Source organism: Pseudoalteromonas ardens, assembly GCF_030125445.1.
GTDB lineage: Bacteria > Pseudomonadota > Gammaproteobacteria > Enterobacterales > Alteromonadaceae > Pseudoalteromonas > Pseudoalteromonas ardens.
On sequence record NZ_JASJUV010000001.1, the window covers coordinates 1,012,894 to 1,027,134 of the forward strand.

Sequence of the window (14,241 nt, forward strand, 5' to 3'; positions counted from 1 at the left end):
TTTTGACTTTAACCGGTACTGTCGATATGACCCATATCACGTCCGGGGTCGAGCTGATCTCGCACCCGACGTTTTAAGATTTTAGCTTCCGGAAAGCCGCCGTCGCGCTCCCGACACCAGATCAGAGTATCGTTATAATAGACTTTAAATAGGCCCTTACTGGCCGGAACCAGTGCGACCTCGGCCAACTCTTCTGCAAACGTTGACAGCAATTCCTGGGCAAGCCAGCCACTGCGAAGCAACCACTGGCATAAAACACAATACTGGATCGCTATTCTGGGTTTACTCATGTTGGTTCCTGATTGTCATCTATGCTGCGTGCATGCTGTACAAACTCGGAATAAATCGAGTCTTTGATCAGTCTGTCGGGTGTAAAGGCATAGTAGTTCTGATAAACGTTTTCGATTGCACCAATGAAATTCACATCATAGTGCCGCTCTATTTCTTCGCGTACAGATAAAGGTGCAGGGAATACTCCAAACCCTTGTTGTCCCAGCGCTTTCATCAACGCACTGTCGTCTACATGACCGGCAACAGATATTTCGATTTTGAGCTCATTGAGCCAATACTGAATGGCGCTGGTGACCGGGCTATTCTTGGCTGGCAGTATGATTGGTGTGTCGGCCAATGCAGCCGGAAAGTTGTCACCGGTTAAGGCCTGATCTTGCTTCATGCCATAAAACCCGATCTGACTCTTACCGATTTCGTGACAGAAAAGCTTGAACGGAGTATCACCATCTAAGGGCTTATCCGCCAATACCAGGTCCAGTTTGTGCGTAGCCATTTGCGCCAGCAGCTCAGCTTGTTGACCGTCAATGCAATGCAGGTTGGAAATACGCTCGTTATCAATCAGGGGGGCCAGCCATTTAGAGACCAGAGACTTTGGCAGCGCATCGGAAATGCCGACCTTCAGTGTCCGGTTGATAGAGGCCAGATCACCTTTGGTGGTTTCCAGCCACTCCTCTGCAATGGCAAACATGTCATCGGCATATTGCTGGGTGAGTTGTCCATACTCGGTCAGTCGTAATCCTCTGCCTTCGCGTAAAAACAGTTGCTTACCCAGACGCTGCTCCAGACTGGTGATCTGTGCGCTGATGGTTTGTGGTGTCAGATGCAATATCTTGCTGGCCGCGGCAATGCTGCCGTGGCGACTAACCTGCCAAAAGTAGTACAGGTGATTGTAATTTATGTTCGTTATCATTCGTAATATTCGAGGTTTCGCTAAGAATTAATCAGCTTTTTTCTTTTTAAATACATTAGTAGATTAGCCTCATCGACGCAACAATATGAGTTCAATTTCCAGTAAATTGCTGGCTTTGTACAAGAGGTTGATAGCATTATGAAACTAAATTTCAGAGCAACAGGCAAGCGTATTGCGGAGGCGACTAAGGCGCAGCTCGCAAAGTTGGCGACCAACAAGTTTATGCGCTATGCCGCCCATATCCGCAAAGTGCGCATTGATGTGGATGAGCAGCCCTGCCAGCGCCATGGCGTTTTGACTATCTGTAAAGTGGAAGTGTTATTGCCCGGATTACCCAGTGTCTCCGTTCGAGCCAAAGGTAAGAATATGATGCAGGTGATCAAGCGTGCATTGCGTGACAGCGAATTGCTACTGGCGCGCCAGTTTAATCGGGTTGCTTAGTTTAGCCCCAAGCGTACTGAAGCAACTTTATTGAAAAGTAGAAAATTTATTCGACCCAAACTGAACGAAATAGGAGGTGGCGTCCAGGTTAGAATATGATTATGCAGTATTTACAGTTATTCCCAAGCACTTGCGGCGGCATGGAGGCCGCGCTTTCCGCTGCTCTTACCTGTTTTTCCCTTAACAAACTTACCTGACTCAGCTACAAATAATGCTGCTCGGTGCAAAAATTAGTCAAGTAAGATCAATAATGTACCCAGATTAATTTTCAAACTGATTAAAGTATTAATAAAATGTTTATTGTTGGTGACATTTAGATGGAGTTTTGCTATTTTCAGAGCCTGGTATTGATCAACACTTTTTAGTTTCAAGGACGTAGTGTATGCAGTATATCGACGATACCAGCGCTCAGGACAGCCAACTAGAGAAAAAACATAACTACAAACTCTATTTCCTGCTCATCGCTGGTGTATTTATTTCATTTTATTTTGTCGTTCCTCAGATACTTGCATGGGCAAGTGGAGAGAGCGCCGTGAGAATGGAAAACATTCATGTGGCGGAAGTACGTCGTGGTGAATTTGTGCGGGATATTTCTGTTCAAGGCCGCGTGATAGCGTCACGTCGTCCTACACTATATAGCCCGGCAGAAGGAACAGTTACTTATTTGGTGACTGCCGGAGATTCGGTGGAAATGAGCCAGCCGTTGGCGCAGATAGATAGCCCAGAACTAAAAAGCTTGCTGGCTCAGGAACTGGCAGAGTTAACGCGCCTCAGCACGCAACTGGAACGAGAAAAAATTCAGGCTAAAAAGCAGGATCTTGCTCAGGAGAATTATCTGGGCAAAGCAATCGTGGCACTGAATGCGGCAAAGCGTGAAATGCGCCGTAATGAAGAAGGCAAAAAGAATCAGGTAGTCAGCGATATAGATTACCAAAAAGCCAAAGATGAATTGGAAAACGCACAGCGAGAGCATCGCCTGGCGGTTAAAGAAGTGGCTTTGCTGAAGGAAAGCCAGAAATTTGAGATCCAGACACGTGCCATTGAATTGCAAGCTCAACAAGTTTTGGTGGATGAATTAAAAAGACGTGTTGCTTCGCTGGAAATTCGCTCACCGGTTAACGGCATTGTGGGTAACCTGAACGTCGAACAGAAAAATACAGTGGTGAAAAATCAGCCGCTGCTGAGTGTGGTGGATTTGTCCCATTACGAGGTTGAGGTCAATATTCCGGAAAACTATGCCGATGATCTGGCTTTGGGAATGCCTGCTCAAATTACCTTAAATGGCCGCGCTTATGAAGGTGAACTCACCGCAATATCGCCCGAAATAGTGCGAGGTCAGGTGGAAGGCAAGATCCGCTTTAAGGAAGCAGAGATCACTGGCCTGAGACAAAATCAACGCTTAACCAGTCGGATTGTGCTGGAAGAAAAATCAGGCGTTACCTATTTGCCCAGAGGTCAGTTTGTCGATGCATACAGCGGCAAGTATGCCTATGTACTGGACGAAGGCAGTGCAGTGAAAAAGTCCATAAGTTTGGGGTCGAAAAGTCTTGGTCAGGTAGAGATCCTGTCTGGGCTGGCTGTAGGTGATACGGTCATCATTTCTGATACGCGCATGTTTAATAGTGCAGAGCGTGTGAGAGTCGTGCAGTAATTTAATCAACGCGAAGGCGTGATCACAACGATGATCGTGCCGGCCCGGCGCTATTTTCGGGTATAACAAGGTGGAGGAAGCATGCTGATGAGATATTATTTCAAACTGGCCTGGATAAGCTTCAAACAGACTCCACTATTAAGTTCCTTAATTGTGGTCACCATAGCGGTCGGTATTGCCGCGACAATGACCACTTACACCATCAATTACATGATGAACCAAGAACCTGTGCCTGGTAAGTCAGACACCCTGTTTTTGGTCCAGCTTAACAGCTGGGGCCCGGAAAAAGCCTATTATAGTCAGGGCGAAGAAGAGCGGGTACCGCCTTATCTTACTTTTCAGGACGCGCAAAACTTATGGCGGGCAAATCGTGCCCTGTCACATGTTCCTATTAGTGGCTATCGGGATCAGTTGAAACTGCCGGAGCAGCCAGACTCTGTTGCAAAAACAGCATTGGTGCGTTCTACCAGCCGGGACTTCTTTACTGCCTTTAACGCCCCGATGAAGTATGGCACTGCCTGGTCTGCTGAGGCCGATAGGCAGGGTGAACAAGTGGCTGTTATCAGTGCCGATGTTAATCAACGGCTGTTTAATGGTCAGGACTCGATTGGTCAGTCTATTACGTTAGGCGCACTGGAATATCGCGTTATCGGGGTGTTGGACACCTGGCCAATCTTGCCGCGCTTTTATGGCGAAGCCATGCATGCTTTTCGTCAGCCCAGAGATGTGTTCATTCCATTTGAAACCCAAGTGCGTAATGCCCTTTGGTCTGCAAACTTACAGCCTTTTGAATGCTGGCGTGACCCACAAGACAGTTCGTTCGAAGCGCTATTGGCATCTGAATGTGTCTGGGTTTACTTTTGGGTGGAACTACAAGATACCAATCAACGTCGTGCTTACGAGGAATTCCTCTATTCCTACGTTCAGGAGCAGCGTGTGCTGGGACGTTTTCAGCGCAAAATAGTCAATAAATTGAGTACACCTACTGAGTACCTGACAGAGCGTGAAGCTATTTCTGACGATAACCGGGTGGCACTTGGGTTGTCATTGTGTTTTCTACTGCTGTGTCTATTGAACAGCACCAACCTCATGATGGCAAAGTTTCACGGCAAGGCTGCAGAGATTGGGTTACGTCGCGCTGTGGGCGCGAGCAGGCAACAGGTTTTTATTCAGTTCAGTGTCGAAACTGTGTTGATGGGGATATTTGGCGGTGTACTGGGTCTGATACTGGCTCAATTGGGACTCACTATTTGTAGCCGGGTATATCAGCACTTGAGCAGCGATTTGATGCAAATGGATCTGTATATTCTGGTGTTGACGCCTTTGGTGGCGATATCAGTCAGTGTGTTTTTTGGCCTTTTTCCTGTCTTTCGAGCCAGTCGGATAGAGCCTGCCAGCCAATTAAACAGTGTCTGAGGGACAACTTATGCGAGACTTGCTACCCATTCTCAAAACGCTGAATCACAGTCGGACCGCGCCGATGCTGTTTGTGTTGCAAATTGCCGTCACCTTTATGATTTTGGTGAATGCCGCTTATATGGCAGTGCAAAAGCAAAGCTTGTTATCCCGGCCAAGTGGTTTGGATGAGCAAAATACCTTTTATGTTCTCACCAACTTACCGGGCGAAGCCGCTTCCAGAGCTGCGGATATTGAGCAAGATTTGCTGGCATTAAAAGAGTTATCTGGTGTTATCAATGCCTCTGTTACCTCGGGTGTTCCATTAACTGGGTGGGGGAATTTTCTGGAAGTCGCGACACAAGCTGACGGAGACTACGATACGTTCAGTGGTTACTATGGGGGAGATAACGCCCTGTTAGAGACCATGGGACTGACACTGGTTGCTGGGGAGGGCTTTACACAAGCCCCACTCTATGCAGATACGGACGGATTTCGTGTCGCGACGGAGATCATCATTACACAGGCGCTCGCACAGTCATTGTATCCGGATGACTGGCGCCAGGTAGTAGGCAAGACACTTTATATTGATAAACGGCCTCAGCAGGTGCGTGGTGTGGTGAAAAGTTTGCAGGCCGCCTGGAGCTTTTGGGTGGTCGTGGAGCACAGTGTGCTGGCCCCTGTGATAGAAACCAGTGAATACGTCTATTATCTGGTGCGCAGCGCACCGGGCCAGCAGGCTCAGGCAATGGCGAGTACGGCGGATTATTTGATGCTCCGACATGGCCGGAAGATTGAAGAGTTGATGACTTTTGCAGAAGTTAAACAGCAAAGTTATCAGGCTGAGTACGCGGCGAGTATGACCTTACTCTGGGTCGTTGGCTGTTTGTCCTTAGTCACAGCCCTTGGCATATTTGGTCAGGCGCGTTTTGCTGTCACCCGACGCCTTCGACAAATTGGCATCCGCCGGGCGCTTGGCGCGCAGCAAGGGCAGATTGTGAGCTATTTTATGTTAGAAAATGCACTGCTTACTTTGTTTGGTGTAGCGCTTGGCTGTGTTGCAGCGGTTGTACTGAATATGCAGTTTAGTAATTGGTTTGAATTGGCGACTGTGCCCGCTGAATTTTTCGCCCTGGGCGGGATATGTATGATGTTACTGGGTCAGGCTGCGACCCTGGCGCCCGCCTGTCGGGCAGCTAAAGTTTCCCCTGCAATAGCAAGTCGTTTGGGTGCGTCCAGATAGACGAGGGTACATGCGACTTGTTATGATAGACCCCAGAACAACAAGTCGTAGTCACTATGTTAAAGCTATCAAATCATGTCGAACTGGCAGCCTGGGAAATTGAACTATCAGCGATCAGAGCGCAAGGTGCGGGTGGGCAAAATGTCAACAAGGTATCTTCTGCCATTCATCTGAGGTTTGATATTCAGCGCTCAACGTTACCTCCGTTTTACAAAGAGCGATTACTGGCCTTGCAGGACAGCCGTATCAGTAAAGAAGGTGTCATTGTTATTAAAGCGCAGAGTTTTCGTACCCAGGAGCAGAACCGAGAAGACGCGCTGGCTAGGTTGAAAGCGCTGATCCTCAGTGCAACGAAAGTGGAAAAAAAACGTCGTGCAACCAAACCCACCCGAAGCTCGCAGCGAAAGCGACTCGATAGCAAAAATAAACGGGCGCAAACCAAAGCGATGCGCGGTTCCGTTAAGTTTTAATCAGCATGTCTGCTAAGCCACAAGTGGTAGCCTGAGGGTAAAGCGGGCGCCACCCAGCTCAGAATCATCAATTTGGCAATCGGTGTGGTGCCATGACAGTATTTTACTGACGATAGCAAGACCTAAGCCAAATCCGCCTGTATCCTTATTACGACTCTTGTCCAGCCTGGAGAACGGTTGAAAGACCTGTTCACGCTTTGATTCAGGAATACCGGGGCCATCATCCTCAACCAGAAAAACAGCCATATTGTGTTGTCTGCTCAAGGTGATCCGAATGGTGCTTTGACCATATTTATCAGCGTTCTGTAGCAGGTTTTGTATGACCCGGGTTAACTGGTGGGGATCGCATTTAACCGGGACATCGCTGGCAACGTCTGTCACCAGTTGCTTGTTGGTCGTGCGGGCGAGTTTGTCGAGTTGGTCCAGTATCAGCGGTGCCAGGTCACATTGCTGCATGTGCAGTTGCTGGTTGGCAAACTCCAGTCGCGCATAGCCGAGCATCTCATCAATCAGTACTTCCATTTCGGTTACGTCTTCTTCCATGGCTGAGACCTGTTCCGGTGCTTTTGGTGCCAGCATTGCCAGGGCAAACTTTAACCGTGCCAGTGGGGTTCTCAGTTCGTGGGAGACAGCATTGACCAGCTGTTTTTGATTGCTCATCAGGCTGGCCGTTTTCAACGCCATTCTTTCAATTTGCTGAGTCAATGTGTATATGGCTGAAAACCTGGATCTGGTGGGGGTCAGGTCGAGCGAGCCGGATGCAAGCTTCTCAGATGTACGCTTGAGCTGTACCAGATCAATCCAGAGTGGCCTTAACCACATGACCAGCAACAGGGCCAGCACGGAATATGAGAGCAATTTAATGGTATATTGCTTCACTTTGGCTGACTTGGCAGGGGCAAATGGACCGAGCTGAACGACAGAGGTACTATTGTTAACCACAAAAAGCAGCAGGGCATTACCTTTATCGTCAAAGGAGGTGATTATCTCGCCCTGTTTAAGTGCCGCCAGCTGTTCGGGTAACCAAGCGACATCTTCGTATGGAAATACGGTCAGCTGTGGCTGTGCTTGGAGGTAGGAATCAAGCTCGTCTTTCTGCAGGTAGCTCAGTGCCTGCTGATAGTTTGTAGCAACCTGAGTCGCGTGACGTAAATCATCGGGCGCTTGTTCCACCCAGTTTCGCCATATCGCCTCGCTGCCCAGGTTAATTGCAATAATACTGGCAAACACCACAATGTAGAGGCTGACAAGTAAACGCAGCATCGCGCCTTAGTCCCAGGCTGATTTAGAGCACAAGTATCCTTTACCCCAAACTGTGATTAATCGGTAGGGTTGTTCCAGGTTGTCATTGAGTTTTTTGCGCAGTCGGGAGATGCGGACGTCGACGCTGCGGTCCAGCCCATCATACGGCCGGCCAACGACCTGGTTGTATATGTGCTCCCGGCTGAGTGTATCGCCGGCGTTTCGGGCCAGTTCCCAAAGCAAGTCAAATTCATAACTTGTCAGTTCGACTTCCTGTTCACTCAGGTAGGTTTTACGCGCGGCTTTATCGATCCGCAGCTGGCCCAGCGTGAGTTGATCTGTACTGTCAGTTTGTTTACCCTGGCGACGTAAGAGTGCATTGAGTCTGGCGAGTAAAACATAAGGCTCAACTGGCTTGATAACATAGTCATCGGCACCAATTTCAAGACCTCTGACATGGTCAAAGTCACTGTCTTTAGCAGTCAGAAATAGCACCGGCCCTGAGTAGTCTGGTCTGATCCGGCGGCATATTTCGAAGCCATCCAGGTTGGGCAGCATAATATCCAGGATCACCACATCGGGTTGCTCACTGATGATTTTCTCCGGCGCGAGCGCCCCATCATGTATCAGGGTTACATCATAATTATTACTTTGCAAAAACTGTCCGGTGAGCTGAGCCAGTCTCTCATCATCTTCTACCAATATGACTTTGGTCATTAAAATAAACTCCAATCTGTTTTAAGTTTCCTGCGATACTTAGTGCTGACAACAGCATTGACTTTGACGGTCTTTTTGGCAAGCGTATTTTGCTGTGTATCCCGCAAACTGAACTCCATGTTTTGTGCCAACTTGACAGCCAGCTTGGCTGTGCCTTTGTTGCTACTTTCCCAGCAATGCAAGCGAGCGTTTGCCTGATACAGGCAAAGGTTTTCCTGTACAGCATGATGCCAATTAACTCGTATGGTCATCTGGCAGGTTTGCCCTTGTGTTTTTACCATACAGACCAGTGGTTTTATCTCGAACAGCGGGGGAGGCTCTAAGGCGGCTTGCACCGAAAACGTGCACCACATCAATGCACTAACCGACAGGCCGTACGAGGCGCAGTTAAAACGCATACAAGCCTCCAATGAAGACTGAGGTTGTATAGCCTTCATCAACAATAGGGCTGTTTGCGATACTTGAGCCAAGCCATTGGTGTTTTGCGGTGAATTTAAATTGCCAGCTGTCGCTCAGTTTGTGGTTGTATGCGACGCCAATGTAAGGGTTGAAAGTGCTGTCCACTTGGTAACGAAAGTGGCTAAGTTCGGTATCTCTTTCAGTAATACCGTAATAATAACTTCCTAATTTTGCGTCTTTGTAATCGACGCCCACTTTAAATTGAAGCTGAGCATACTTAGGATCGCCGAACGGCAGCTTATAGCTATATCCTACTGAGCCGTGAAACCCTTTATAAATCCCCCGTACATCGTGCAGTAATTTTACTGTCAGCTTTTGTTGTTCGGAGATGTACCAGTGCGCCAATATACCGCTGTCGATCGCCCATTTTCGTTTTGCCAGATCGTCGAAAGTTAACGAAGGCTGTTGAGCCAGATTTGGGTTTTGTTCTACGTCGGTGACCGGGACTTGTACGCTGACGTCATTGGGCGGATTGACGCTGTCTCCTCCGTCTGCATCAGCACCATTGTCACCGGAATTGACATCGGTTTGGGGTAAATTAACCCGTTCACTGATGTCGGGGGAAAGTGTATTTGAGCGCAACAAGGTACCAGGCCGGGAGCGGCTAAAGAAAGCCTGTTCAGAATTGAGTTCAGCAATCCAGCTAACATCAAATGCACGATGGTCAAAAAAAGTGTATCCGATAGCGGTGTTATCGAGAAAAAACCGGTCGCTGTAATAGCGCACATAAGGCAATACGATCAGAGGGGAATGATCGCTATCTTTCAAAGGGTTAGTTGCAACACCTGCCCCGAGTGCAATGGAAACCTCCCATTGTGATACCTCAATGCAGTTTTCGGGGTGAGTATCACAGTTGGCCAAAGCCGCACCGCTAAACAACACAGAGCCAATCACACCTGACAGACGTTTCACTTTTTTCACCCACTCCTTATTCAGAACAACTGTACTTTACCAATAAAATTACCAATTACCAGAAAGAGTTACATTAAATAACATTTCAAACCGCAGTAGTAACAGCAACTCTTTGGCATTCGAGTAAGGTTATGTACATACTTAATCCCGAGGAGACAGCCAATGTTATATTCTACCCAGCAAAAGTTTTGTGCTGCTGCGCTTACTTTAGCGCTGCTCAGTGCATGTGGCGGAGGGAGTGATAGTAGTACTTCCACCCCTGATCCAGGCAATGGGGGTACTCAACCCCCACCCAGCAAAGTGCCTGATTTGTCTACCGGTGAGGCCAGTGCTAAAAAGTTGCGCAAAGCAAATGCGTCAGACTTTTCGACTTACCTTAAAAATGGTGTTTACCTGGCTCAAGGTACAACAACAAACCAAGATAGCGGCGAGCAGGTCAGTTCGCCAGTCGCGGATGCTGCAACACCAGAGTATTCGACCACTAATGTTCAGGAACAAGCGGTTGATGAAAGTGACAGAATTAAATACGACGGTACACATTTGTTTATTGCAAATACGGCGGATTTTCAGGCCACTGAAGGAGAGCATAAACAGTCTGTGCGGATCTTAAAACGCGAAGAAAGTGGCGAGTTAGGATCATCCAGTACTTTGGTGACCAGTACCGATTACTACGCTCGGCAGCAGCTATACCTGCAAGAGGATAGCCTCGCTGTGGTATTGAGTAATGACAAATTCGGTTTTTTCATTGAGCCTGCTGTAGCGTCGAATGTCATGGATACATCCATGCCTTATTCATACGCGCGTGATTTTGCTCTGACGTTGGTTGATGTCAAAGACCCTTCGCAGGGGAGTATTACGCATCAGTTCCGTTTTGACGGTGAGTTGATAGATTCTCGTGTTATTGATGATTCACTCTATTTGATCAGTGAGTTTTCAGCGAGTTTTGACGGATTTGCGCAAGATGGTGAGGATTTGGATTTAGCGAATTATCAAAAAATCACCGAGACAGATATCGCTGAGTTACTGCCTAAAGTGACGGACCTTAAAGCCGGTACTGAGCGACCCCTGGTCGACCCGGCGACCTGTTATATGCCAGATGAAGCATCAGAGCTGAATGGTTATCACCGCATTACATCTGTGACTCGTGTGTCGCTGAGCGCTCCGGATTCACTAACGACAACGTGTATCGCCAGCCGCACTGAGGGGATTTACATGTCTCAGAATAATGTGTATCTCTATGGCTATTACTATGAGCCTGAAGACGTCACATTTGATGACTCGATACAGACAGTGATCCACCAGTTTAACCTGGCAGAAGGTTCGGTAAATTATGCTGCTTCGGGCAAAGTGGCGGGGCGTTTAGGCAGCAGTAATCTCAACCTGAGATTCAGTGAACATGAAGGGATCTTGCGCGTGGTGACGTCACGCTTTACGGAAGTAAACGGTATACTGCATAAGCTCTATTTGATGGAAAACACAGGTGATGAGCTTGCAGTGATCAGCCAGCTACCAAATGAAACACGCACTACGCCGATCGGAAAAGTGTCTGAAAATGGTCTGGTCGAAGAAGATATCTATGCAGTGCGCTTTTTCGGTGACAAAGCTTACATCGTGACCTTTCGTCGGATTGACCCTTTGTATGTGCTGGATTTAGCGAACAAAAATGACCCTAAAATCACGGGCGCATTAGAAATACCTGGCTATTCTTCATATCTCCATCCTGTGTCGGAAGACTTACTCATCGGCATCGGTCAAAATGTTCAGGACTGGTTTTTGGACGGGCCTTTGGAAGTTGATGATGAAGTCGGCGCCAAAGTGAGCTTGTTTGATGTCAGTGACATTAGCGCGCCGTCTTTGGTTGACGAAAAAGTGTTTAGTGGTGGGTTTAGCCCGGTTGAGTTTGACTATCACGCTTTTAGTTTCCTAAAACACAGTGAGCAGGTGTTCAGAATGACCTTGCCTGTGGAAAGCTGGCTTACAGAGAGTGAAAGTGACAATACTGTAAACTGGTACAAGCGCAACGAACTGGCTGCATTTGAAGTACATATAGGTGAAACGCCCAAGCTACAGTATATGGGCAGTAGTGTGCCGGTACAGCAGTCCGATGTTGAAGTATCCCCGTATATCTGGGCAGGTGATGATCGGGGTGTCCTGCATGGCGATCATATTTACTATGTGCACGGCAATTTTGTTTGGTCTAGCTTGTGGCAAACACCACAGACCACGACGGGCCCATTCTGACTTGATTGATAAAACAATGCAGCCGGTTTATTTCAGGCCGGCTGCATTTTTGTATTTAGCGTGATGTAATTAAGCCCAGCTTTTGGTCGTGACACCATTGCCCGCCGATAATGTAGTTATCTTTAAGTGTACCTTCATGCTCAAACCCCAGACGGGTTAGTAAGTTAAATGATGCCTCATTGCCTTCGGTGACGGTTGCTGTCAGTTTGTGATAGCCGCATTGGTTAAAAGCAAAATCGATAATGGCGCTGGTCGACTCTTTCGCATATCCCTTACCCTGATGTTCCGGGGCTAGCATAAACCCAAGCTCAGCTTGCTGATAGGGTGTCCAGTTGGATAAGAAGCCATGAAGCCCGACAGGGTTGCCGGTTTCTCGCTCTTCAATCACTAATGTAAGCCAATCCCCGCTTTCTTTACGCCAGTCGATAAGCCGGCGGTCAAATTGCGCGCGGACTTCATTTTGCTCAGACAGGTCGCGAATAAAGCGCATCACCTGAGGGAGCTGATGCAGGCGCAAAAAGAATGACCAGTCCGAAGGCGTTAATGGCCTCAGTATCAGGCGGGAAGTGGCAATCATTGTATAGTCCTTTTATTGTTTGATGTTATTGGTCTTGGAGTAATTTTTTGATAGTAACTATCTGATTAATGCTGTCCATGTTGTCGCCATGCACACAGAGGGTGTCTGCTTTAAGAGGTAAAGTTTGACCACTTGCCGTAGTCACTGTGCCATGAGCCAACAGCTGTTTTACCTGTGCCAGTACGTTAGCCTCGTCGTGGACCGCATTGGGTTGTGTTCGCGGGCTGAGTTGTCCTTGATCTGTGTAAAGCCTGTCAGCAAAGGCTTCAAATAGTAACTCTACGCCAAATTGCTCCGCAAGGCGTGTATGATGCGCTTGTTCAGCCGTTGCCAGCAGCATTAGTTTGAGCTTAGCTGGGTACTCGGAGAGTGTTTTGAGTACCTGAAGAAGTATCGCCTCCTCGCGCATCATGTCGTTATACAAGGCTCCATGGGGTTTCACATAGCGCAATGTCATACCCTGTACTCGGGCCATCCCTTCCAGCGCCGCGATCTGGTAATGCAGTGTGTTGCGCAGATCAGTATCACTCAAATTTATAGAGCGACGTCCGAACCCTTGCAGATCGGGGTAACCTGGGTGGGCACCAATACCGACATTATGTGCTTTGGCCAGTGCGAGTGTGTTTGCCATTACAGTCGGGTCGCCCGCGTGGAAGCCGCAGGCAATGTTGGCCAGATCAATGTGCGGCATAACATGGCTGTCCAGTCCCATTTTCCAGGCACCATAGCTTTCGCCCAGGTCGCAATTTAGCAGCATAGAATACTCTTATGTTGGGTTTTTTCAGACCTTAACATGGATTGCCGCGTCAGGGTTAGGGCTTCACGTCCAATCAAGTACACGTCTTCTGAACACAGCTATAAAACCTGGCAGGCGTGTGTCAGCTGATGACCAGGTTTAAATCAGCTTTGTCGGTAACCAACAGATGTTGCGGGCTGTTGATAATACATAGATCAGGGGCTGCCCGGGTAATTGCAAGGTGGGCAGTGAGGCTGGTTGTCCAGAAAACGGGGAGTTTATCGCTGGCTACGGGAAGCGGCTCACCAAAATTTGGTTTATTCAGGTTGGTAATGCCTATTTCGCTTGCTTCACCGAAGTGTAGCGGGATGCCATGTGGTACCCGGCTGACAGAGCCTGCCTGAATGGCTTTGATCAACTCTGGTTTACTCATTGGGCGCATGCAAACTACTTTATTGCCGCTAAATGGCCCGACCTGATTGCTCTCTATATTGCTGATATACATAGGTAAGGAGTGTGTTGGATTCGCCAGCGGGCTGGAGATGCCGAAGGAGTTGAGTACGGTATCAAAGGCCAGGTAACTGGCCAGTGCAAAAGTCACCAGATCGTCTCGCCATAGCTGTTTGATATCCGACACTTCCTCAGTAAGCTGGCCGTGTTTTAGGATCCGATAGCGCGGAATATCGGTACGAATATCAATGTCCTGGCCTAACTGGTCGAGATGATAACACCCTGGTGAGATACTGCTCGCTAATAATGGGCAGCAGTCAGCGTTGTGATGACAGTAAGTCATAAATTCAAACGCATAGGCTTCAGGCAGGATCAACACATTACACTGGGCGAAGCCGGGAACAAAGCCGTTAGTGGGGCCGGAATAGTCTCCGGCCCGGATCATGGCACGAATAGCGTTAGGTGCAGTGAGTGATGCCTTTGGGTCCATACATGTCCTCATCAGG

At 48.2% G+C, this 14,241-nt stretch carries 15 protein-coding genes; 6 read left to right on the top strand and 9 right to left on the bottom strand.

Translation table 11 applies throughout. The features are described from left to right. Window positions 1–8 precede the first annotated feature (8 nt). Entirely contained in the window at window positions 9–290 is a 282-nt protein-coding gene (locus QNM19_RS03735) for an Rdx family protein (RefSeq protein WP_049863498.1), read from the bottom strand. Then, window positions 287–1,201, bottom strand: coding sequence for a transcriptional activator NhaR (gene nhaR, locus QNM19_RS03740; RefSeq protein WP_010380070.1), 915 nt, complete (start codon window positions 1,199–1,201; stop codon window positions 287–289). The genes QNM19_RS03735 and nhaR overlap by 4 nt, the downstream gene beginning before the upstream one ends. A gap of 138 nt (window positions 1,202–1,339) precedes the next feature. Here nhaR and QNM19_RS03745 point away from each other — a divergent pair, with 138 nt between their 5' ends. The 5 genes from QNM19_RS03745 to arfB all read left to right on the top strand — a co-directional run bounded on the left by QNM19_RS03745 (window position 1,340) and on the right by arfB (window position 6,401). After that, window positions 1,340–1,642 (top strand): hypothetical protein, encoded by a 303-nt coding sequence (locus QNM19_RS03745; protein ID WP_049863497.1) that lies wholly within the window; start codon window positions 1,340–1,342, stop codon window positions 1,640–1,642. Window positions 1,643–2,024: 382 nt separating this feature from the next. Next, window positions 2,025–3,293, top strand: coding sequence for an efflux RND transporter periplasmic adaptor subunit (locus QNM19_RS03750; RefSeq protein ID WP_049863496.1), 1,269 nt, complete (start codon window positions 2,025–2,027; stop codon window positions 3,291–3,293). A gap of 87 nt (window positions 3,294–3,380) precedes the next feature. After that, entirely contained in the window at window positions 3,381–4,709 is a 1,329-nt protein-coding gene (locus QNM19_RS03755) for an ABC transporter permease (protein WP_284026344.1), read from the top strand. A 10-nt stretch (window positions 4,710–4,719) separates the two neighbouring features. Continuing rightward, entirely contained in the window at window positions 4,720–5,931 is a 1,212-nt protein-coding gene (locus QNM19_RS03760) for an ABC transporter permease (protein WP_049863494.1), read from the top strand. A 56-nt stretch (window positions 5,932–5,987) separates the two neighbouring features. Continuing rightward, complete coding sequence (gene arfB, locus QNM19_RS03765; protein WP_049863493.1) at window positions 5,988–6,401, top strand: alternative ribosome rescue aminoacyl-tRNA hydrolase ArfB; 414 nt, start codon at window positions 5,988–5,990, stop codon at window positions 6,399–6,401. 12 nt (window positions 6,402–6,413) lie between these two features. On the opposite strand, the gene QNM19_RS03770 is transcribed toward arfB, so the two are convergent. The 4 genes from QNM19_RS03770 to QNM19_RS03785 are packed head-to-tail and all read right to left on the bottom strand — an operon-like array spanning window position 6,414 to window position 9,740. Continuing rightward, window positions 6,414–7,664 (bottom strand): ATP-binding protein, encoded by a 1,251-nt coding sequence (locus tag QNM19_RS03770; protein ID WP_049863492.1) that lies wholly within the window; start codon window positions 7,662–7,664, stop codon window positions 6,414–6,416. 6 nt (window positions 7,665–7,670) lie between these two features. Further along, a complete protein-coding gene (locus tag QNM19_RS03775) occupies window positions 7,671–8,360 on the bottom strand; it encodes a response regulator (protein WP_049863491.1) in 690 nt (229 codons plus the stop codon). After that, window positions 8,360–8,758 carry a DUF3019 domain-containing protein gene (locus tag QNM19_RS03780; protein WP_049863490.1) on the bottom strand — a complete coding sequence of 133 codons (399 nt, stop codon included), beginning with the start codon at window positions 8,756–8,758 and terminating at the stop codon, window positions 8,360–8,362. Before QNM19_RS03780 ends, QNM19_RS03775 begins: the two co-directional genes overlap by 1 nt. Further along, entirely contained in the window at window positions 8,748–9,740 is a 993-nt protein-coding gene (locus tag QNM19_RS03785) for a MipA/OmpV family protein (RefSeq protein WP_049863489.1), read from the bottom strand. The genes QNM19_RS03780 and QNM19_RS03785 overlap by 11 nt, the downstream gene beginning before the upstream one ends. A 153-nt stretch (window positions 9,741–9,893) precedes the next feature. Here QNM19_RS03785 and QNM19_RS03790 point away from each other — a divergent pair, with 153 nt between their 5' ends. Beyond that, a complete protein-coding gene (locus QNM19_RS03790) occupies window positions 9,894–11,972 on the top strand; it encodes a beta-propeller domain-containing protein (RefSeq protein WP_284026345.1) in 2,079 nt (692 codons plus the stop codon). 55 nt (window positions 11,973–12,027) lie between these two features. On the opposite strand, the gene QNM19_RS03795 is transcribed toward QNM19_RS03790, so the two are convergent. The 3 genes from QNM19_RS03795 to QNM19_RS03805 all read right to left on the bottom strand — a co-directional run bounded on the left by QNM19_RS03795 (window position 12,028) and on the right by QNM19_RS03805 (window position 14,225). Beyond that, window positions 12,028–12,549: a GNAT family N-acetyltransferase gene (locus tag QNM19_RS03795; protein WP_284026346.1), complete on the bottom strand. Its 522-nt coding sequence runs from the start codon at window positions 12,547–12,549 to the stop codon at window positions 12,028–12,030. A 25-nt stretch (window positions 12,550–12,574) separates the two neighbouring features. Beyond that, a complete protein-coding gene (locus QNM19_RS03800) occupies window positions 12,575–13,306 on the bottom strand; it encodes a 5-oxoprolinase subunit PxpA (RefSeq protein WP_049863484.1) in 732 nt (243 codons plus the stop codon). A 121-nt stretch (window positions 13,307–13,427) separates the two neighbouring features. Then, the gene (locus tag QNM19_RS03805) at window positions 13,428–14,225 is read right to left on the bottom strand and encodes a D-glutamate cyclase family protein (RefSeq protein WP_049863483.1); all 798 of its coding nucleotides are present in this window, start codon (window positions 14,223–14,225) and stop codon (window positions 13,428–13,430) included. Window positions 14,226–14,241 lie beyond the last annotated feature (16 nt).

What these genes read in the sequence shown, in the direction of transcription:
- QNM19_RS03735 (WP_049863498.1), bottom strand. Translation starts at nt 290, where the DNA reads ATGAGTAAACCCAGAATAGCGATCCAGTATTGTGTTTTATGCCAGTGG.
- nhaR (WP_010380070.1), bottom strand. Translation starts at nt 1,201, where the DNA reads ATGATAACGAACATAAATTACAATCACCTGTACTACTTTTGGCAGGTT.
- QNM19_RS03745 (WP_049863497.1), top strand. Translation starts at nt 1,340, where the DNA reads ATGAAACTAAATTTCAGAGCAACAGGCAAGCGTATTGCGGAGGCGACT.
- QNM19_RS03750 (WP_049863496.1), top strand. Translation starts at nt 2,025, where the DNA reads ATGCAGTATATCGACGATACCAGCGCTCAGGACAGCCAACTAGAGAAA.
- QNM19_RS03755 (WP_284026344.1), top strand. Translation starts at nt 3,381, where the DNA reads ATGAGATATTATTTCAAACTGGCCTGGATAAGCTTCAAACAGACTCCA.
- QNM19_RS03760 (WP_049863494.1), top strand. Translation starts at nt 4,720, where the DNA reads ATGCGAGACTTGCTACCCATTCTCAAAACGCTGAATCACAGTCGGACC.
- arfB (WP_049863493.1), top strand. Translation starts at nt 5,988, where the DNA reads ATGTTAAAGCTATCAAATCATGTCGAACTGGCAGCCTGGGAAATTGAA.
- QNM19_RS03770 (WP_049863492.1), bottom strand. Translation starts at nt 7,664, where the DNA reads ATGCTGCGTTTACTTGTCAGCCTCTACATTGTGGTGTTTGCCAGTATT.
- QNM19_RS03775 (WP_049863491.1), bottom strand. Translation starts at nt 8,360, where the DNA reads ATGACCAAAGTCATATTGGTAGAAGATGATGAGAGACTGGCTCAGCTC.
- QNM19_RS03780 (WP_049863490.1), bottom strand. Translation starts at nt 8,758, where the DNA reads ATGCGTTTTAACTGCGCCTCGTACGGCCTGTCGGTTAGTGCATTGATG.
- QNM19_RS03790 (WP_284026345.1), top strand. Translation starts at nt 9,894, where the DNA reads ATGTTATATTCTACCCAGCAAAAGTTTTGTGCTGCTGCGCTTACTTTA.
- QNM19_RS03795 (WP_284026346.1), bottom strand. Translation starts at nt 12,549, where the DNA reads ATGATTGCCACTTCCCGCCTGATACTGAGGCCATTAACGCCTTCGGAC.
- QNM19_RS03800 (WP_049863484.1), bottom strand. Translation starts at nt 13,306, where the DNA reads ATGCTGCTAAATTGCGACCTGGGCGAAAGCTATGGTGCCTGGAAAATG.
- QNM19_RS03805 (WP_049863483.1), bottom strand. Translation starts at nt 14,225, where the DNA reads ATGGACCCAAAGGCATCACTCACTGCACCTAACGCTATTCGTGCCATG.